Annotated in this window: 20 protein-coding genes; 11 read left to right on the top strand and 9 right to left on the bottom strand. The window is 62.9% G+C overall.

Features of this window, described 5'->3' with window-relative positions; genetic code table 11:
- Positions 1-19 precede the first annotated feature (19 nt).
- Together MRBLSP13_RS01000 and MRBLSP13_RS01005 are read left to right on the top strand one after the other, a co-directional pair.
- Positions 20-1297: an MFS transporter gene (locus MRBLSP13_RS01000; protein ID WP_363752133.1), complete on the top strand. Its 1278-nt coding sequence runs from the start codon at positions 20-22 to the stop codon at positions 1295-1297.
- A gap of 77 nt (positions 1298-1374) precedes the next feature.
- Positions 1375-2148 (top strand): SDR family NAD(P)-dependent oxidoreductase, encoded by a 774-nt coding sequence (locus MRBLSP13_RS01005; RefSeq protein WP_363736122.1) that lies wholly within the window; start codon positions 1375-1377, stop codon positions 2146-2148.
- Between the two features lie 24 nt (positions 2149-2172).
- Here MRBLSP13_RS01005 and MRBLSP13_RS01010 read toward each other — a convergent pair whose 3' ends face one another.
- Positions 2173-2922 (bottom strand): enoyl-CoA hydratase/isomerase family protein, encoded by a 750-nt coding sequence (locus MRBLSP13_RS01010; protein ID WP_363736123.1) that lies wholly within the window; start codon positions 2920-2922, stop codon positions 2173-2175.
- Positions 2923-3012: 90 nt separating this feature from the next.
- Here MRBLSP13_RS01010 and MRBLSP13_RS01015 point away from each other — a divergent pair, with 90 nt between their 5' ends.
- The 6 genes from MRBLSP13_RS01015 to MRBLSP13_RS01040 all read left to right on the top strand — a co-directional run bounded on the left by MRBLSP13_RS01015 (position 3013) and on the right by MRBLSP13_RS01040 (position 9390).
- Complete coding sequence (locus tag MRBLSP13_RS01015) at positions 3013-4146, top strand: serine hydrolase domain-containing protein (RefSeq protein WP_363736124.1); 1134 nt, start codon at positions 3013-3015, stop codon at positions 4144-4146.
- A complete protein-coding gene (locus MRBLSP13_RS01020) occupies positions 4146-5741 on the top strand; it encodes a GMC family oxidoreductase (RefSeq protein WP_363736125.1) in 1596 nt (531 codons plus the stop codon). Before MRBLSP13_RS01015 ends, MRBLSP13_RS01020 begins: the two co-directional genes overlap by 1 nt.
- 73 nt (positions 5742-5814) lie before the next feature.
- Positions 5815-6399: a TetR/AcrR family transcriptional regulator gene (locus tag MRBLSP13_RS01025; RefSeq protein ID WP_363736126.1), complete on the top strand. Its 585-nt coding sequence runs from the start codon at positions 5815-5817 to the stop codon at positions 6397-6399.
- A gap of 54 nt (positions 6400-6453) precedes the next feature.
- On the top strand, positions 6454-7695 hold the full coding sequence (locus tag MRBLSP13_RS01030; protein ID WP_363736128.1) for a cytochrome P450: 1242 nt from the start codon (positions 6454-6456) through the stop codon (positions 7693-7695).
- Between the two features lie 22 nt (positions 7696-7717).
- A complete protein-coding gene (locus MRBLSP13_RS01035) occupies positions 7718-8035 on the top strand; it encodes a 2Fe-2S iron-sulfur cluster-binding protein (RefSeq protein WP_363736130.1) in 318 nt (105 codons plus the stop codon).
- A 119-nt stretch (positions 8036-8154) separates the two neighbouring features.
- On the top strand, positions 8155-9390 hold the full coding sequence (locus MRBLSP13_RS01040) for a cytochrome P450 (protein WP_363736131.1): 1236 nt from the start codon (positions 8155-8157) through the stop codon (positions 9388-9390).
- A gap of 145 nt (positions 9391-9535) precedes the next feature.
- Here MRBLSP13_RS01040 and MRBLSP13_RS01045 read toward each other — a convergent pair whose 3' ends face one another.
- The 3 genes from MRBLSP13_RS01045 to MRBLSP13_RS01055 form a co-directional block, all read right to left on the bottom strand.
- Positions 9536-10510: an SDR family NAD(P)-dependent oxidoreductase gene (locus MRBLSP13_RS01045; protein WP_363736132.1), complete on the bottom strand. Its 975-nt coding sequence runs from the start codon at positions 10508-10510 to the stop codon at positions 9536-9538.
- A gap of 154 nt (positions 10511-10664) precedes the next feature.
- Positions 10665-11459 carry an SDR family NAD(P)-dependent oxidoreductase gene (locus MRBLSP13_RS01050; RefSeq protein WP_363752135.1) on the bottom strand — a complete coding sequence of 265 codons (795 nt, stop codon included), beginning with the start codon at positions 11457-11459 and terminating at the stop codon, positions 10665-10667.
- 11 nt (positions 11460-11470) lie between these two features.
- Entirely contained in the window at positions 11471-12085 is a 615-nt protein-coding gene (locus MRBLSP13_RS01055) for an EthD family reductase (RefSeq protein WP_363752137.1), read from the bottom strand.
- A gap of 84 nt (positions 12086-12169) precedes the next feature.
- Here MRBLSP13_RS01055 and MRBLSP13_RS01060 point away from each other — a divergent pair, with 84 nt between their 5' ends.
- Together MRBLSP13_RS01060 and MRBLSP13_RS01065 are read left to right on the top strand one after the other, a co-directional pair.
- Positions 12170-12799 (top strand): TetR/AcrR family transcriptional regulator, encoded by a 630-nt coding sequence (locus MRBLSP13_RS01060; RefSeq protein ID WP_363752139.1) that lies wholly within the window; start codon positions 12170-12172, stop codon positions 12797-12799.
- 205 nt (positions 12800-13004) lie between these two features.
- Positions 13005-13796 carry an SDR family oxidoreductase gene (locus tag MRBLSP13_RS01065; protein WP_363752141.1) on the top strand — a complete coding sequence of 264 codons (792 nt, stop codon included), beginning with the start codon at positions 13005-13007 and terminating at the stop codon, positions 13794-13796.
- A gap of 35 nt (positions 13797-13831) precedes the next feature.
- On the opposite strand, the gene MRBLSP13_RS01070 is transcribed toward MRBLSP13_RS01065, so the two are convergent.
- Together MRBLSP13_RS01070 and MRBLSP13_RS01075 are read right to left on the bottom strand one after the other, a co-directional pair.
- A complete protein-coding gene (locus tag MRBLSP13_RS01070) occupies positions 13832-14734 on the bottom strand; it encodes an NADP-dependent oxidoreductase (RefSeq protein ID WP_363752144.1) in 903 nt (300 codons plus the stop codon).
- Positions 14735-14746: 12 nt separating this feature from the next.
- Positions 14747-15502 carry a tyrosine-protein phosphatase gene (locus MRBLSP13_RS01075; protein ID WP_363752146.1) on the bottom strand — a complete coding sequence of 252 codons (756 nt, stop codon included), beginning with the start codon at positions 15500-15502 and terminating at the stop codon, positions 14747-14749.
- A 139-nt stretch (positions 15503-15641) separates the two neighbouring features.
- Between MRBLSP13_RS01075 and MRBLSP13_RS01080 the strand changes: the two genes are divergently transcribed.
- Positions 15642-16580, top strand: a complete 939-nt coding sequence (locus tag MRBLSP13_RS01080; protein ID WP_363736141.1) for an SDR family NAD(P)-dependent oxidoreductase — start codon at positions 15642-15644, stop codon at positions 16578-16580.
- A 92-nt stretch (positions 16581-16672) separates the two neighbouring features.
- On the opposite strand, the gene MRBLSP13_RS01085 is transcribed toward MRBLSP13_RS01080, so the two are convergent.
- The 3 genes from MRBLSP13_RS01085 to MRBLSP13_RS01095 form a co-directional block, all read right to left on the bottom strand.
- Positions 16673-17755, bottom strand: a complete 1083-nt coding sequence (locus MRBLSP13_RS01085) for a phosphotransferase family protein (protein WP_363736142.1) — start codon at positions 17753-17755, stop codon at positions 16673-16675.
- Positions 17756-17876: 121 nt separating this feature from the next.
- Complete coding sequence (locus MRBLSP13_RS01090) at positions 17877-18524, bottom strand: TetR/AcrR family transcriptional regulator (protein WP_363736143.1); 648 nt, start codon at positions 18522-18524, stop codon at positions 17877-17879.
- 115 nt (positions 18525-18639) lie between these two features.
- Positions 18640-19602: a phytanoyl-CoA dioxygenase family protein gene (locus tag MRBLSP13_RS01095; RefSeq protein ID WP_363752148.1), complete on the bottom strand. Its 963-nt coding sequence runs from the start codon at positions 19600-19602 to the stop codon at positions 18640-18642.
- Positions 19603-19608 lie beyond the last annotated feature (6 nt).

A 19608-nucleotide genomic window follows, 5' to 3' on the forward strand; every position in this document is an offset into this window, starting at 1 on the left:
TAGCAAGAGAGGCGCTGTCATGATGGAAAAGGCGCAGGACCTTCCCGACGCAGGTCAGGCCAGCGCGCAAGACGCCGATCATGGCTGGCAATCTGCTGCGGACGAATGGCGGCGGAACTGGCGGGTCGGCCTTGCTGCGTTCCTGGTGATCGGCTTGTCTCATGGCGCATATCAATCGCTGTCCAGCCTGTTCGTCCTGCCCCTGCAGGAAGCATTTGGCTGGTCGCGCGGCCAGATCGCCTTTGCGCATTATTCATCGCTGATGGTGGCCTTCGCTGCGCCCTTCATAGGTCGCGCAATAGACAGGTTCGGACCACGCCGGATCATGCTGGGCGGCATGGCCCTTTCCATCCTCATCTATCTGGGCCTGGCATCGATGAACGGCTCCCTGGCGCTGTTCTACCTGCTCAGCGTGCTAGCCGGCGTCATTGGCCTGTCGGCGAGCGGACTCACCTGCTCCCGCGTCGTCAGTCAATCCTTCGTACGTTCGCGCGGCGTTTCGCTCGCAATCGCGCGCAGCGGCCTGGCGCTCGCCAGCGCAGCTTTACCGACCATCCTCTTCGCCATCATCGCGCGTTATGGCTGGCGCGCTGGCTATATGACCGAAGCGCTGCTCGTGCTGGTGGTCGCATTGCCTGCCGCCTGGTTCTGGATAGGTCGTTCACGCACGCCCGCAAACGTTCAGCATCGACACATGGATGCCGATCTTCCAACCTGGCTGCATTTGCTGCGGGAACGGCGCGTATGGCTACTTTGCCTGGGCGCTGGCCTGGGCTACGCCCCTGCCACCGCGATCATGACGCAACTGCAACCGCTCCTCATCAGCAAGGGCGTGGAGGCAGGCAGCGCCGCCGCGCTGGTGGGCATGGCCGGAATTGCCAGTTTTGCCGGCGCGATCATCACCGGCAGCCTGGTCGATCGGTTCTGGGCGCCGGGCATCGCTTTCCTCTTCGCCTGCGGTTCGGCGATCGGAACATGCCTGCTGGCGTGGCACGGCGCGATCGAAGGACCGATGGCGGGATTAGCCATATTGCTGATCGGCTTCGGCCTGGGTGCGGAAATCGACGTGGTGGCTTATATGGTGGCGCGCTATTTCGGCATCCGCTCCTTCTCCACCATCTATGGAATGGCTGTGTTCTTCATCGCTTTTTCCGGCGCACTGGGCGCATCGATGCTGGGAACCGCGTTTGACCGGCACGGCAATTATGACGCGGCCCTGCTGGTCATCGCTGCCAGTTTCATGGCGGCGGGCTGCGTTTATCTCATGCTGGGCCGCTATCCTCAGCATAAGGACTGAATGCGAGCCGACGTGCCGCTCTATTTTGTTGCCTTCAGCCGCGGGTAGCACAGCATCATCATCTATCGGAGAACATCATGTCCGATCCTACGCCTCTTTCCGTCTTCGGGCTTCAAGGCAAATTGGCCATTGTCACCGGGGCGGGGTCCGGTATCGGCCAGGCCACTGCCACGCTGTTCACGCAGGTTGGCGCCCGCGTCCTGTTCGTCGACATCGACGAGGCAGCCGTTCGCGAAGCCGCCAAAGCAAGCCAGTCGCCCTATGCGGTCTGCGATATTGCGGACGAAGCGCAGGTCATCGCCACGTTCGGTGAAGCGAAGAGGCTATTGGGCAGGCTGGACATATTGGCCAATGTCGCAGCCTATCGGCGCAAGGCGGATACCATGACGATGCCTGCCTCTGAATGGGATATCATGCATGCGGTCACCACGCGCGGCACGTTCCTGATGATGCGCGAAGCCATCAGGATCATGCGCGATCAGGGCAGCGGCGGCTCCATCGTCAACGTGTCGTCCGTAAGCGCGGATCATCCGACGATCTTCAACAACACCCATTATGATTCCGCCAAGGCCGGCGTCGACGCGATGACCCGCGCAGCCGCCGTCGAATTCGCCGAACACAGGATCCGCGTCAATTCGGTGCAGCCCGGCGGCACCGCAAGCGGTGGCGCGAAAAGGATGGGAAGCGATATGCCGATGCGCGGACCCATGACGGCTCCGGGACGCATTCCACTCGGCAGAATGTCCGATCCAGTAGAACAGGCACGAGCTATCCTGTTCCTAGCCAGCGATGCAGCAAGCTACATCACTGGCCATCATCTGACGGTGGACGGGGGCTACAGCGTCTCCTGACCCATCGGCACCGTCCGAACGCCGTCAGGCCTTTTCCTGCAACCCGGCAAGGATCGCCAGCCCCTCCATCGCCAGCCCCTGGTCAAGCTCCCTGGCCAGTCGCGCCTTGATATCCCGCGTCAGAAGGATGCGGGTATAGCGATTGGCCAGGGCGGGACGCGCGACTATGGTGCGGGCGATCTCGCGCGCGCGCGGCATCAGCGCATCAGGTGCCAGTACCTCGCCGACCAGTCCAAGGGCCAGGGCTTCGGTTGCGCCGATCTCCTGTCCCGTCATCAGGAAATACCGTCCACGGTTCGGCCCCAGCAGCATCGGCCAGATGCTCTGCACGCCATCGCCAGGCACCACGCCGGCCAGCGCGTGCGGCTTGTCGGCGAAGGCAGCGCCCTCGGCCGCCAGCACGACATCGGCAAGCAGGGCGATTTCAGCATGGATGAAGGCGGGGCCATTGACGGCGGCCACCACAGGAATCTCGATCGCCAGCAGATTGTTGAGCAGCGCCCTGCCCTCCCGGAAGATCACGTCCCATGTCGCGCCATTCATCGGCGGCATGTCGCAGTCCATGTCGAACTCAGCGCAGAAGGTGTCGCCCGTTCCGGTGATCAACAGCAGGCGAGCGTCGGGATCAGCCGCGATTTGCGCGAAAGCGATGCCCAGTTCCTTGTGCAGTCCACCCCATAGCGCCCATTTGGCCGGCCCCCCATGGTGATGGATACGCAGTTCCACAATGCCGTCATCCTGCGTCATCGTGATATTGTCGAACTGCTCTGCCATCTCTCTTCCCCTCGTCCTTTTCCGTGCTATCAAGCACACACTTGATAGCCGGCGTCGACGCCGTGGCAAGCAGGAAAGGCGAATGGAAGGATGACGAAGGTCAACGACGCGGTTCAGGACACGCTCGACCGGCTTGTCGCGGAAGGCAAGGAAATCGGGATTCAGGTCAACGCGTGGCTGGGCGAGGAACAGATTGTCGATTGCTGGTCGGGCCTCGCCGATGCCGCCACCGGCCGGCCCGTCGACGGCGACACACTGTTCAACGTCTATTCCGTGTCTAAGGCGGTGAGCGCCACCGCCCTGCATATCCAGGTCGAACGCGGCCTGGTCGACTATGACGCGCCCGTCGCGACCTATTGGCCGGAATTCGCGCAGGCCGGAAAGGGCGACGTCACCATTCGCCACGTCCTTTCCCATGTTTCGGGCGTGCTGCGCATGCCACCGGACGTGACGCCCGAACTGATGACCAATTGGGACTGGATGTGCCGCCGCATCGCGGAGATGGAAGGTGTCTATCCTGCCGGTAGCCGTTCTTCCTACCAGTCGATGACCTTTGGCTGGATGGTGGGCGAAGTAGTGCGCCGGACCGATCCCAAACGCCGCCCCTTCGGTCAGTTCATCAAGGAAGAGATAGCGGACCCGCTGGGCGCCACCGATCTTTGGCTGGGCATTGCCGATGCCGTCGAACCGCGCATCGCGAAGCTGGATGCCGCCGCCGTCTATGTCGCGCCCGACAACAATATGATGCGGGAGGCGCAACCGCTGATCGTCGACCTGATGCCCGACCCCTTCGAACGCCCCTATGTGCGCCGCGCCTGCATTCCGGCTGTGGGCGGCATTTTCAGTGCGCGGAGCAACGCCCGTTTCTGGGCGATGTTGGCCAATGGCGGGCAATTCAACGGCGTCCGCCTCCTGTCCGAGGAGCGCGTCGCCAGTTTCGCCGCGCCACGCCCGCATTTCGAGGATGCGGACCCCGTCTTCTTCGGCATGGTCGTTCCCATCGCCTGGTCCGGATTCTGGTTGGGCGGCGCGGAAAACCCGCCCGTCTCAGCCCCTCGGAACATGCGGGCGCTCTGCCATCCGGGCATGGGCGGCAATATCGGCTGGGCCGACCCCGACCTGAAGCTGGCGGTCGGCATCTGCCACAATCGGATGTTCGACACGATCAATATCGCGGAAGACAGCCGCACCATCATTGGTGATGTCATCCGGGCGGCGCTGTGATGACACACGACTATATTATCGTGGGCGGTGGCTCCGCCGGCTGCGTGCTGGCCGACCGTCTGTCGGAAAATCCGGCGAACAGCGTGCTGCTGCTGGAAGCGGGACCCGAGGATCGAAACCCCTTCATCCACATGCCCAGGGGCGCCGCGAAGCTCTACACCGACCCAAGGCATGTCTGGTATTTCCAGACCGAAGGACATGACAGCGTTCCGGCCGAAACCTGGATACGCGGCAAGATGCTGGGCGGCTCCTCTTCCGTCAACGGCATGATGTATTTTCGCGGCCAGCCCGAAGATTATGACGGGTGGGAGGCGCTGGGCGCAAAAGGTTGGGGATGGGACAGGATCGGCGCCGCCTTCCGGGCAATGGAGGGGCATGAACTGGGCAGCGACGGGGTGCGTGGCGGCGAAGGGCCGTTGAAAATCTCGGTCGAACCCATGCGCGATCCCCTGACCGAGGCCTTTATCGCGGCGGGCGAGCAGATGGGCGTACCGCGGGTTGCCGATCTCAACCGTTCGGGCCGAGCTGGCGTGGGGTACACACCGCGCACCATCTGGAAGGGAAAACGACAGAGTTCCGCCCAGACTTTCCTCAAGCGAGCCCGCGGCAGGGCGAATCTGCGCATCGTCACGGGCGCGGTGGTAGACAAGATCCTCTTCACGGGGCAGCGCGCAACCGGCGTCCGCGCCAATGTGAACGGGGTTGTTCAGGACTTCGCCAGCGGGCGTGAGGTCATCGTCAGCGCTGGCGCGCTGATGTCGCCGCAAATCCTCCAGCGGTCAGGCGTCGGCGCCGCCGAGCATTTGCGCGGACTCGGCATCCCGGTTGTTGCCGATAGCCCCGGGGTCGGCGAACATATGCTGGAGCATCGGCTGCTTTCGATGGTCTATGACCTTGCCGTTCCGCACAGCCACAACAAGGACCTGGCCGGCCTGAAACTCGTCGGCAATGTGCTGCGCTATTATCTCACGCGCACCGGGCCGATGGCGGCGGGCTATGGCAATGTCGGCGCCTTTGCGACCGTGCTGCCGGAATCGGAAACCCCCGATATAGAAATATTGCTATCGCCCGCTGTCGCTGCGCCGGACGCCAAGGGAAATATGGTCGCGGATGCGGCGCACAGCGTCACCCTGTTCGGCTATCCCCTGCGCTCGCGCAGCGAGGGGGCGGTCAGTATCACGGCGGCCGACCCGACGGCTCCGGCGAAGATCCGGGCGGGCTATCTGACCGATCCTTATGATTGCGCCGTCACGGTCGCGATGCATCGCTATCTGCGCGACTGGATGTCCCGTCCCGCCATTGCCCCGATGATCGCGTGCGAACGCGAGCCGACCCGTTCGCTTCAGACCGACGATGAAATCCTCTCCGCCTTCCGCCAGATCGGACAGGCCGGCTATCATGCCTGCGGAACCTGCCGCATGGGCGATTTCCACGATGCGGTGCTGGACGAAAAACTGCGCGTCAAGGGCGTGGACGGCTTGCGCGTCATGGACGGATCGATCATGCCCACGATGGTTTCGGCCAATACCAACGGTCCGATCATGGCGGCGGCATGGAACGCGGCCGACATTATCCTGGAGGGACGCAATCGCTAAAATCCTGACAGACGAAGCTGCCTCCGCCGAGGATGGGGGGCGGGTACGCCGGCGGCGGCGCACGCGCGAGGACGTGGTCCAGCGCATCTGCGATGCCGCGCGGCAATTATTCGCCGAACGCGGCTATGGCGGCACGGCAACACGCGAAATCGCCCGCCTGGCAGACGTCAGCGAGACGTTGCTGTTCCGCTATTATGGCGACAAGGCCGGACTGTTCAATGAAGTGGTCATCGCGCCGTTCCACGTGCTGATGGCGGATTTCGTCGAACTGCATCCCGATCCCACCGCCCCCTATCCCAAACAGGCGGAAACGCGCCGTTTTACCCGGCAGGTCTATGAGCTGTTCGAGGGGAACGAGGCAATGTTCCGAGCCCTGCTCGCAGGAACGCCAGCCAGCGGCGAGGATGCGCCGCCGGGGTTGCGCGGGCTTGCCCCCTTCTTCGAACAGTCCGTCGATCAGGTCAGGAAACGCTATGCACTCGCCGGGATCGATCCGCCCTTCGACCTCAGCATCGGCGTTCGGCTGGGCTTCGGCATGATCGCTGCCAGCGTGATCTTGCGAGACGCCCTGTTTCCCGACCCTCCCGGACGCGGGGCCGTGCTGGACGTGCTGGAGCAGCTGATCGCGCAATCGCTGGTGGGACCACCACTTGATTGACAGCGCACGCGGGTCAAATTATGTAGCATATACTACATAGGAGAGATTCCAATCATGGAAGCCGCCGTCAGAATCCAGGAATATGACGATCCGAGCTATGATCCGTTCAGTGCGGACGACATCAATTTCGGAGATATGCTCGATCCCTATCCCCAGATCGCGCAATGGCGCGCACAGGCGCCGGTGCTGGAGGGCGATTACCGCCCTAAAATGGGTCTGCAGTCCGCCACCTATCCCGATCGCAAGATGTTCACCATTGTCGGTTCCGACGAGATATTGACCGTTCTCACCGACACGGATCGCTTCTCCAACCATGGCTACAAGTTCAACATCGGCGAAACCTTCGGCCATGGCAGCATCAGCGTCATGGATAACCCCGAACATGGCCGCTGGCGCAAAATCTTCCAGAAGATCTTTCTGCCTCAATATGTGAAATTATGGGGCGAAACCATCGTGGACCCCGTTGTCCACAAGTTGATGGACAAGTTCGTGGGCAAGGGTCGCGCCGATCTGGTCGAACAATTCACGCTGCTCTATCCTTTCGAGGTGATCTACCGGCAACTGGATCTGCCGGCGTCCGACGTCCGGACCTTCCAGCGCCTGGCGATCGGCCAGACCGATTACATGCACATCGACAAGGCGCAGGAGGCGTCACGCAAGCTGGGGGAATATTTCACCGCCCTGGTTGAGGAACGGCGGCGCAATCCCGGTGAGGATCTCGTCAGTCTGCTCGCCAATACCGAAGTGGATGGCGATTATCTGCCGCCTCTGGTGCTGATTTCCTTCCTGCGGCAGCTGATGAACGCGGCGGGCGACACGACCTATCGCGGCACCAGCGTGCTGCTGACCGCGCTGCTGGAACATCCCGACCAGCTCGACGCTATCCGGACGGATCGCAAACTCATTCCTTTCGCAATCGAGGAAGCGCTGCGCTGGGACGGTCCCGTGGCTGTTCAGCTCCGCATGGCGAAGCAGGACGTCGTTCTGGGCGGCATGGAAATCCCGGCCGGGTCGTTGCTCGACGTGGTGGCTGGCGCGGCCAATCGCGACCCTGCAATATTCCCCGACCCGGACAGGTTCGACATATTTCGCGAACGCAAGGCGCATTTTTCCTTTTCCCGCGGGCCGCATATATGCGTGGGACAGCATCTTGCGCGCGTGGAGATGACCCGCGCGCTCCATGCGGTGCTCGATAATCTACCCAATCTGCACTTCGATCCCGACAAGCCGCGACCGGAAATACGCGGCACCATGATGCGTGTGCCCAGGCATCTCCATGTCCGCTTCGGCGACTGAACTTCGTCCCAAAGGAATTATCATGCCAAATCTGATCGTAACGACGCGCGATGGCACGGAACGGGAAATTGCCGCCGCTACGGGGCTTTCCCTGATGGAGGCAATCCGGGACGCCGGCGTCGATGAAATGTTGGCGCTGTGCGGCGGCTGCTGTTCCTGCGCCACCTGCCATGTGAAGGTCGATCCCGCCTTTGCCGGCCTTCTGCCCCCCATCAGCGAGGATGAGAGCGACCTCCTCGACAGTTCAGACCATCGCGATGAATATTCACGGCTGTCATGCCAGATCCCGCTCACGAGCGAACTGGACGGCCTGCGGGTTGCGATAGCGCCGGAGGATTGAAGGGCAGTGGACGTTAATGGACGGCGAATTCCATCGCATGTGTGAAATCCTTATCTGCCCACGGGCATGTTCTTGCTCCGCTCGTCCGCAGGGTCGAAACAGTTTCAGAGAGGACGACTATGAGCGCTGACGTGACAATCATGCCCGAAATCGAGTTGGCTCCGCGCCCGGACCATGTGCCGCCCGAATTGGTACGCGATTTCAACATCTACGACGTCCCTGGTTCGGCCGAGGACGTTCAAGCCGCTTATGCAGCGGTGCAGCAGGCCAACCCCGATATTTTCTGGACGCCCTATAATGGCGGTCACTGGGTTGCGACGCGGGGTGACGACATCGTCGCGATGCAGCGCGACTATCATCATTTTTCGCACAAGCATATCGTCCTGCCTCCCATGCCGGAGGGTACGCCGCGTCAGATTCCGTTGGAGATGGACCCACCGGAACACGCCCGATACCGCCGCCCCCTGATGCAGTCATTGATGCCGGCAGTTGTTTCAGAACTGGAAAGCACGGTGCGCGACGTGGCGGTGCAAGCGATAGAGCGCGTCCTGCCGCAGGGCGAATGCGAATTTATCGAGGATTTCGCCAAGGTTTTGCCGATCCACGTGTTCCTGGAACTGGTCGAGCTGCCATTATCCGACAAACATCAGCTTTTGCCGATTGCGGAACGTTCGGTGCGCGGTCACACGGCCGAGATAAGGCTGCGGGCGCAGCAGGAAATGGGCGGATATCTGCTGGACAAGATCCGTGCCCGCCGCGACAATCCGGGCGAGGATCTGCTGAGCAAGCTGGTCAATGTCAATGTTGGCGATGGGCGGATTTCGGAGGATGAGGCCGTCAGCTATGCGACATTGGTATTGTTCGGCGGGCTCGACACTGTAGCAGGCATGATCGGTTTCATTGCGCGTTTCCTTGCGATGAATCCGGGACACCGCAAGCAATTGGTCCAGAGGCTGGATGACGAGGATTTCGTCAAGCATGCCATAGAAGAGATGATTCGCCGGCATGGCCTTGCCAATACATGCCGCGTGATCGCCGAGAATTTTGATTATAAAGGCGTGGAGTTCCACGCCGGTGATCGAATATTGCCTGGCAATCTTTGGGTGGGCCTGGACGACCGCATCAACGAAAATCCGTTGGTCGTTGATTTCAACCGGGAAAAGCCGGTGCATGCGGCGTTCGGAAATGGCGCCCATGCCTGCCCCGGGGCGGTATTGGCGCGACGGGAAATCCGCATCTTCCTTCAGGAATGGTTGAGCCGCGTCCCGGACTTCCGGATCAAGCCGGGAACGAAGCCCGTTCTGGCCACGGGGTTAGTGAACGGCGTCCTGCGCCTGGATCTGTGCTGGCCCTGAGCCGCCCCGCCATCCACCGCTGACATGCTGGTTGGCGAATGGCGCAAAATACCCTGATAGCAAAAGACGCGCGCTCGTCGCGCGCGCGCCCTCCAACATTTGAACAAGGCGAATGACGCGCCCTGCGGGGCGCGTCAAAAGCGGGTCAGATCAGGCCCTGGCGACGCGCCGCCTTGGCGACGGCGGTGAATTCATCATAGACGGTCAACGGTTCATGAGCGATCGCGCCGTCCGTGATGCTGTCCCAATGCGCTGCAATATCTTCAACGCTGGGGGGGGTGGTTCCCAAGGGCGCGACCCAGCCGTCAGCAGCGCAGATGCGGACCTTTGCGTAGCGGCCGCTGTTCTGCGAATAGATGCCGTGGGTAGAGGTGCATTTTTCGCTGACGAGATACACGGCAAGAGGCGTATTGAACGGCACTTCGATGCGGCCCTGGCTGGCGGCATAGTCAGCGCCCTTAACCGCGTCGGCAAAGGCCGGTATTTCCATGAAACCGGCATCCATTTCCGCTGCCAGCCGGGATTGGGCGGTAGGCAGCAGGAGGTTCGACGTGATGCCATAGGCCGAACCCTCTATCGCGACGATATGGCTGAGACCCATCAGGCCACCCTTTGCCGCGGCGTAGTTGGCCTGCCAGGCATGGCCGAACATCGCCGAGGCGGAACCGGTGAAAAGGAAGCGTCCATAGCCGTTCTGGCGCATCGCGCGATAGGCCGGCTGGGCCACATAGATGGCGCCCTTCAGATGCACGTCGATGATGGCGTCGATCTGCTCGTCGGTCAGATCCTCGAAACGGCCATTGCGCAGGAACCCGGCATTGTTGATGCAGATGTCGACCTTGCCGAACGCGTCCAGAGCGGCCTGGACAATGGCCGCCCCCCCCTGACGGGTCGATACGCTGTCATAATTGGCGACGGCTTCCCCGCCCTGGTCGCGGATTTCCTGAACGACCAGGTCCGCGGCATTATGCGATTGCCCCTGCCCCGATCCGCTGCCTCCCAGATCGTTGATGACGACCTTCGCACCGCGCCGGGCAAGTTCCAGCGCATAATCCTTGCCCAGGCCATTGCCTGCGCCGGTGATGATCGCCACGCGGCCGTCGAAACGCAAATCGGTCATGCTCATCCTCTTCCTCAGCTCTCATTCGCCCCGCACTCGTTCCGCGCGAACGGGCCATCATCCATGGCGGCAGCGGGTTCGATCCTATCCATTCGCCCGAAGGGCGCCAGCGCGAGGACGAAAGATCGGCTATTCGATGAAATGGCCGCCAGGCTCAATTCACGCTCTGCACCTGCCCGCCGTCCATCCGCACATTGGCCCCGGTCATATAACCCGCGTTCGGGCTGGCGATCATGCAGACCACATGCGCGATTTCCTCCACCCGGCCGATGCGGCCGACGGGTATGGGCGTCAACTCGCGCGCGGCGCGGGCTTCCGCTTCCTCCAGCGATATGTCGCCCCAGCCCATGTTGCGCTTGAGATTGCCGAGCCAGGCCTCGACCGCTGGAGTAAGGATCATGCCGGGGCTGACGCTGTTCGCCGTGACGCCGCAAGGGCCCAGCGATTTCGCCAGGCTGACCGTCATGTTCAGCATGGCAGCCTTTGCCGCGCCATAATCCGGGCCAAGCGCTATGGGCTGCGTGGCTGCCGCGCTGGCGACGTTGATGATGCGACCCCATCCCCTCGCCTGCATCCCCGGCAGAAGGCGACGGATCATGCGCGCCGCGGCAATGGCGTTAAGCTGGTAGGTGCCCTCCCAGCCTGCCTCATCCACCTCCGTCCAATGCATGGCCGATGTCCCCACGGCACCTCCCGCATTATTGACCAGAATGTCGATCTCCCCCCCGGTCTCGACAACCGCGTCCGCACCCGCATTGGTGGAGAGATCGCCGACAGCCACCCGGGTGTCGCCGCCAATGGAGTCCGCTACCGACTGCGCCTTTCCGGCATCGCGGCCATGCACCACGACGGTGCAGCCTTCCGCCGACAGCATGCGCGCTATCCCCGCGCCGATTCCCGAACTGCTGCCCGTTACCAGCGCGCGCTTCCCTGCCAGTCCAAGGTCCATTTCTGTCTCTCCTATGCTTTAACGACATGCTCTATGGCGAGCATGGTCGCGTAATCGCTGACGAATTCGGCGACATCAGCCCCGATCACGGCAATATCCTCCGGCGTCCTGAACAGGCCGCCGCGCAACGCGGCTTCGCTGGGGAAATGAAGGTGCGCCATGCCGAACCACGGATCAGCCGGCGACAGGCGATCCTGCACATAGCGGTTCATGCCGACATGGATCTCGCAGGCGAGCGGAATATGCTCGTCCCAGTGCCGTTCCACCTCCTGCCGCGACAAATCGGCAAGGGCGCGGATGAAGGAAAGCTGCGAAAGGCCCGGCGTGACGCCGACTGCCGGAGCTTCCGTCGCGGCCTTGCCGACGACCTGCGTCGACGAACGCACTTCCACCTGTTCCCAATCCGAACGCAGGCTGTCCGCATCGAAGGCGGCGTCGGTCCAAAGTTCGATCACCGCATCATAAACCGGCGGCGATGGCGGACCGCCTTCCTCACTTGGGGTATGCTGCCCCACATGAACCACGATCCGCTCGGCCATTCCGGCCCAAGGTTGCGCCTCAGCCCATTCGGACGGGGATGCCGCCATGGTCGACCGCGGACCGCGCAAAAGAATGACGCGCTTCATCTTTTCCTCTCCTCAACTGGTCTTGCGCGTACGAATCGCACCGATTAGAAATAAACGGTACAGTTTTATTATTCCGGAGCAAGCGTGCCGCAAAATGCCATCGAGAAGCCACGCCGAGGCAGGCCCACCAATGCGGATGCGCCCCTGCGCGAGGCTGAACTGATCGATGCGGCCGCCCGCGCCTTTCTGCTGCGCGGCTATGCAGGTGCGAGCATGGATCATATCGCCGTCGCCGCCCGTGTCAGCAAGGCGACCATCTATGCCCGGTTCGGCAACAAGGCCGCCTTGTTCGAAGCCGTCGCGCTCCACAGCGTCGCATCCATGCGCAGCGATGTACGGATTATCGCGACCGAGGGACGACGGCCCGTCGATGTGCTGACGGATTTTGCCCTACGCATCACCAGCGAGGTGGCGGACGCGGAGCGGATCGCCGTGCTTCGGCTGGCCATCGCGGCAAAGGACAGCTTCCCTGATATCGCCCGGCGGCTGCACGGCCATATCGCCGATACGGTGGCGCCGATTACCGAATATCTCCACACTCTGCGCGAGGCAGGATACAGAATCGACGATCCCGCGCGATTGGCGCAGCATTTCATCAACCTTGCCAATGGCGGACTGCGATTTCTGTTGACCGACGACTTTGCGGATGCCGCTTTCCGCCGGCAATGGGTGAACGGCGTGGTCGCCCTGTTCCTGCGGGGGATTGAAGCGTGAAGGAGCATCGGCGCATTGGCCGCCAGGGCGGACATCACGAATATGCTGTCTTGCGGCCGCGTCTCGCCCCCACAATTGCCGATCGCGGCTATTTATGGAACGCCGGACGACAACGGAGCGAAGACTGCTCAGGGGAGGCAGGCCATCCCGCTGCCGGGCAGCGCCGCATGCGCGCCACACGATACGGACGATCAAGGAGACGGGCATGAAACGCTGGTTGATCACGGGCATTTCGAGCGGTATCGGCGCAGCCCTGGCCAAAGCTGTACTGGCGCGGGGCGACCATGTGATCGGCGTCGCCCGCAACCGGGACGCGTTGACCGCATTTGAGAGTTCGGGCGCGGGCCGGACCACCGCTATCGTCGCTGACATGGGCGATGCCGTGCAGGTCGCAAGGCTTGCGAAGGAAGCGCTGGCGGCCGGCCCCGTGGACATATTGGTCAACAATGCCGGCCAAAGCCTGTTCGGTGCCGTTGAAGAAGTCGACCTGGAGGAGGCGCGCGGTCTCTTCGAGGTCAATTTCTTCGGACCATGGGCGCTGACCCAGGCGCTGCTACCGCATTTTCGGTCCCGTCGATCGGGCGTTATCATCCAGATATCTTCGGGCTGCGGTCTGATTGGTACGCCGGGGCTTGGCGCTTATTGCGCCAGCAAATTTGCGCTGGAAGGCTTGACCGAGACGCTGGCGCTGGAGGTCGCGGCTTTCGGCATCCGCGCCATGCTGGTCGAACCGGGCGCGATCGCCACCCGCTTCATCAGCCACGGCACCCGCGAGGCGAAGGTCCGCCTGGCCGATTATGAAATGCTGTCCGGACAAGGCAAAGCCGTGCTCGACGGCTACTATGCTCAGGCGGCGAGCCCGCCTGAAAAAGTCGCGGAGGCGATTTTGTCGGCGCTGGAAAGCGACGCGCTGCCTTTGCGCCTGCCCGTGGGCGAGGATATGCGCGGCGCGCTCGCGCAAAAAGCGGCGGCGCTGGCGGCACTGGCAGAGGGGTGATCCCGCGCTGACGACCGGCAGCACCCGCCGGATTTTCAGGTCGTGAGAATGATTTTGCCGTTCAATCCGCCCGCTTCCACCAGCCGATGCGCTTCCGTCGCCTGATCGAGCGGCAAAATCCGGGCGATGGGTACGGCAATCCTGCCTGTCGCAACGGCGGCGGCCAGACGGGCGGCATCCGCCCCATCGGGCTGCACGGCGAAAAATTCGGGTGCGACGGACAATTCATCGGTAGGGATCGGCGTCGTGGCGGCGGTCAGGACGCGGCCGCCGGCTTTCAGATGTCGGCAGAGCGCACCGACCGCCGCGCCACCGACCGTGTCTATGACATGATCGAAGGGCGCGCCGGTCCAATCCTCTTCCCCCAGCACGATGACGTCGTCAGCGCCCAAAGCGCGGACTTGCTTCACATGGGCCGGACGGACGGCAGCGATCACGTCCGCGCCACGCTCCTTCGCCGCGAACAGGGCAAAACGGCCGACAGAGCCCAGCGCCCCGGTCAGCAGAACTCTCTGTCCTGCTTGGAGGTTCAAGCCCCTCTCGACCATCTGCAAGCCGGTAAGGCCAGCGGTTGGGATTGCAGCGGCGGTGGGCAGGTCGAGTGCATCCGGCACCAGGGCGAGATGGTCGGCGGCGACAGCCACCTGCTCGGCATAGCCGCCCTTCAGAAAGGGATCGAGCATACCGAAGACGCGATCGCCGGGTGCAAAACCCTTTCCGCCCACGACTTCGCCCGCAATGTCGTAACCCAGAATATGAGGAAAGCCGACGGGCGCGAAATCCTTGAACATGCCGCTCCGCCATTTTCCATCCGCCGGATTGACGGCCGCCGCCGCGATGCGCACCAGCACCTGTCCCGGTTGGGGCTGCGGCACCGGCAGATCGGCAGGTTCCAGGACTTCCGGCCCGCCATGACGGTTGATGACGATTGCTTTCACCCTCTCATCTCCTCACTCGGTCAGGGTCGCGATCAGCCGCGCCTGCCTTTCTTCATTCAAGCCCGCCGCCTCGCGCAGATAATGGGCGACAGACCCATGATCCCGACTGATCCGGGCGTGACTTGCCGCAAGATAGGAGGGCCGCACCCCGGCCAGCGCGATCAACGCACTTTCCTGAACCTCCTTGCCCAGTGCCGCCTTCATGATCCGGCGCGTTGCCGCCACGACAGCCGGATTGGGGCAGTCGCCGCTGCGCAGATAGTCCGCCATGATCGCGTCTTCCGGCACGCCGAGCGCGTGCAGCAGCATCGCAACGACAAAGCCGGTGCGGTCCTTGCCCGCCGTGCAATGGACCAGCAGGGGCGTCTCCCCCTGGGCGAGGCGATCGAACAGCAGGGCGAGATGCGGAGCGCAAGCGGCCGGCAATGCCTCATAGGTATCGATCATCAGGGCGACGGCGCCCGCCTCCCCCGGATTTTCGCGCATGGCGGCCAGCGGATCGGCATCGGCGCGGAAATCAGCGACGACATCCATCGGCAACACCGTCGCGCTGCTGCTGGGCCAATGGCCAGCCGCATGCGTCCTTTCGGCTTCGCTCCGCAGGTCGCACACGGTCCGGATGCCCAGCGTGGCGAGCCTTTCCGCCTCCTGCGGCGCGAGCGTCGGTATGGCTTCGGAACGGTACAGCCGGCCATGACGAACCCGCCTGCCCTCTGCGGCTGGTTGCCCGCCGAGATCGCGGAAATTTGGGGCACATGTAAGGATCATAGAGGCGCTCCCTTGCCGCTGATCTTGTGACGAATCCGGGCTTCATCGGGAAGCGCGCGGGGCGCAATCATCACGTCGGTGATTAGGGTCCGAGGAAGCGAGCGGCTAATCTTCCGGCACATTCAACGGGAGCAGGAATATGGAGAGACTGAAGGGCAAAGTCGCCGTCGTCACTGGTGCAGGCCGCAATATCGGCCGGGCCGAAGCGATGCTGCTGGCGGAGCAGGGCGCGAAGGTGGTGGTGAACGATCTGGGTGGCGGCCCCTACGGCACGGAGAAGGGCGACGCATCGCTCGCCGAGGCCGTGGCGCAGGAGATCCGCGACGCCGGCGGCGACGCGGTGGGCCAATGTTCCAGCGTCGCGACTCGCGAAGGCGGGGAGGCGGCGGTGCAGGCGGCGCTCGACGCCTTCGGCCGGATAGACATTCTCGTCAACAATGCCGGGATCGTCCGCCCGGCCCGGATCGACCGGATGACGGACCAGGACTGGAATCTCTGCATGGACGTCAGCCTGACGTCCAGCTTCTACACCTGCCGGGTCGCGGCGGCCCATATGATCGCGCAGCGGTCCGGCGTGATCGTCAATACCGGCTCGCCGTCGGGCTTTGGCCATTGGGGCATGGCCAATTATTCCGCGGCCAAGGAGGGGCTTCTGGGCTTTACCCGCACCATTGCGCGCGATCTGGGCGAATACGGCATTCGCGCGAACCTGATCCGGCCGGTGTCGCACCTGACGGGCACGCATACGCCCGAAATCGATCAGACCATTGCCGAATCAGCGCGACTCGGCATTCCGCTGCTGTGGAACAAGCCGATGGCTCAGCCGCGCATGACCGCCCTGCCCGCCCATGTCGCGGCGCTGGTTGTGTGGCTGTGCACCGATGCCGCGGCGCATGTCAGCGGAAGGGACTTCTACATCCAGGGCGATGAAGTGGCGCTGATCCCTGAACCGGAAGCGATCCGCACCAGCATCCATCCCGGCGGTTGGACGCTGGATGCATTCGACGAACAGGCGAACCGCGACTATCTGTTCGGGTCGATCCAGAACCGGTTCGTGAAGTCGCAGGATCCGTCCTGACCTGCAGGAGTTCAGTCCGCAACCGGACTGAACTCCCATGTTCCAAAGCGGGTTCTTGATCAGCGATCGGTTCCGATCGCTTGGAAATCGCTCTATAGCGGACCCACTGGCGGGGCGGCATGGTCGACCGCGGCCCAGCCGAAGCGTGGGGCGGTGGCGGCGTTGTTCTCCTCCGCCTGCCATTCGACGGGATTCACCATCCAGTAAAACAGGCCATAGACGATATGGGCGCGGATGGCGCGCCAGGCCTCCTCCTCCGACGGCGGATTGGGGACGCCGTAGCGGCCAAGCGCGGCAAGATAGCCCGCCACCAGATCCCTTTCCCATGCCCGTCGATCCAGGGGGTCCAGCGCGGAGATGTAGAAATAGGTCACATCATGCGCCCAGTGACCCCGACGGGTGGTCTGCCAATCAAGAAAGCCCGGTTTATGTTCGCGGGTGAGATACATATTGCCCAGATGCGCGTCGCCATGAATGACGCAACGCGGCCCCTGGTCGCCGAAGCGCCGCAGTTCCAACAGCGCGGCATGGACCTTCTCCCGATCACGGCACGCCGCCGGAATTCCCAGCGACCGGGGCAGTCCCATATAATGCGCCCATGTCTCTGGCTGGAGCTGGCCACGGCCAAAATCTCCCCAAGCTTCATCCGGCAAGGGATCATGACGCATCAGCCAGCCCAGTTCGCCATCATCCTCCAGCGCCGGACTGTCCCACCAGCGGGCGTGCAATGCCGCCATATCGTCAAGGAACGATGCCGCCTGATCACGGGTCAGCGGCTGCTGGACGCGGCAGATATGGGCACCTGCCGGCCTCAGATCCTCCATGACCACCATTCCCTGGTCGGCGTTCGCCACTGCGTAGAGGATTTTGGGCAATCCCAGCGTCAAGCGCGGCGCCAACTCAGCGAAAAAGCGCGCCTCCGTCTGATAGCAGAATTTCACCAGTTCCCGATGCTCGGCAAGGCCCGCCTTGATGCACAGCGCCGGAGGAAGGCCATGCGCCTTGCCCGCGTCATTGTAGGTGGCGGTCACCATCATCTTGGTGCCGGTGCCCCACAGAATTTCGTTGACGTCGAGCTGCTCCACCCGCGTCCCGGGATAGCCCAGCGCCAACGCATCGCTCAGCCATTGCGCGGTGACATCCTCCGCGACGAGCGGCAACCAGGGTTCGTTCATGCAGCCTCCTCCTTATATAGTTTCCCGACCATGTTCGCCCATCCAGCGCCCGAGATCGGCGATGCATCAGGCGCCAGCGACAGGCGCGCCCGGCGGTGGACAATTTGCGCGAGGGTCTGTCTCACATCCCCTTCATGCCCTGAAGAACCATCCGGGTCATGGCGGCCACGTCCATGTGCAGATTGCCCGAACCCACCAGCCGGCGATGCATCGGTGCCAGCACGGCGAGATCATAGAGGACGCGCGCGGTCATGTCCGGATCGCGCACGCCGCAATTGAGCAGCGGCTGGCGCAACAGCGCCTCTGCCTGCGCCAGGCTGTTCCGATGTGCAGCAAGGACAAGGGTCGACAGGTTCGCGGCTTCGGCCAGAAGAAGCCGGTACATGGTCAACGCATCCTCATCCGTCGCCATCGCATTGAGACTGCCGACCATGCTGGTCAATATCGCCTCATTGTTCCCGGCCGTGCGACCGATCCTCTCGATCATGGCGAAGCGGCCGGCAATGAACTGCTCAAGCACCGCCTGCAGCACGGCGCGCTTGTCCGGAAAGTTGGCATAAAGGGTCCGTTTCGACATGCGCGCCAAGGCAGCGATGGCGTCCATCGATGTGCCGGAAAATCCGTCGCGCCGGAACAGATGCGCTGCGGCCTCCAGAATGCGAGAGCACGCGTCAGAGGTCGAACTGTCCCGCTTCTGCGGCGCGGCGGACGGTGCGATCGCATCTTCCTTGGTGCCCGCCGCCAAAGGATCGCTTGCCATCACCTCCATGCGCTTCTTTCCCTGCCTGTCGCCGGTTCAGGCTCAGGTAGAGAGGATTGATCCCATTCCGGCAATGGCTTTCCCGCAGGGCTGGCAATGCATCACAAGCCCGTAGGCCGGCCAATCAGTGCTGCGGGCGAACAAACATGGCGGTGCCATGGTCGGATGCCACATAGACGGGATCACCGATCTTCATCAGCTGGGGAATTTCCTCCAGCGTCAATGGCATGCCGGTCAGCCTGCCACGGGCGATCCGGCAGAAACTGTCCTCATCGATGCGGAAGACGCGCTGCTCGCCCGTTTGCGTTTCAACGGTGATGGCGCAGGAATCGAGCGCAGCTATCGTGCCCACAGTGGGGATATTGCCCGATTTCGGCATGCCGCGAATGTCCATCGACAGGCGGAAAAAGCGATCCGACCGATTGGCCAGCCCGCTATGCGGCGTTTCCAGACTGAAAACCAGCAGATCGCCGGGCTGGTAAAGGGCGCGGCGCCAGGCATCGGTCGGGATCACATCATCGCCTATGCCCTGCGGGGGCCGGGGAAAATCATTCATCCGCGGCCGATGCAGACCCTCCGCCACTGCCAGACCGCCGGTTTCCTCATCGATGGGGGCGAGCGGCATCCAGCAGATCTTCAGCGGCAACCCCTTGTTATTGGGTCCGTCGCAATGGACGAAATTGAAGCGCGAGCCGGGACGGCCTGTGCCGGGAGGCAAAGCGTGATATTCGGTGTTGGGCACCCAGAAGACCTCTTCACCGAACAATTCCTCAAAAAAGGCGCGGATCGCGGGTTCAGCGACGAACTGATCCCGTGGATAGCGCGCGAGCAGCGGATCGGTCGCCGGCGTCCCGTCATTACGGATCGGGAAATTGTCGAGCGGCGCGCCATTATACACGGCTGCATCGTCGCGATCGGGGTCGACCACGCCCAGATCGCGCAGGACGTCGAGATAGACCGCGCGCAACCGGCCGACGGCACCCTTGTCCAGCACATCGCGGAAGAACCAGTAGCCATCCCTTTCCCAAGCGGCATCAAGTGCGGCACGATCCCCCAGCAGATGATTGGCGGTTTTCAGCTCACGCATGGGCTG

The organism is Sphingobium sp. LSP13-1-1.1 (assembly GCF_040676415.1).
Classification (GTDB): Bacteria; Pseudomonadota; Alphaproteobacteria; order Sphingomonadales; family Sphingomonadaceae; genus Sphingobium.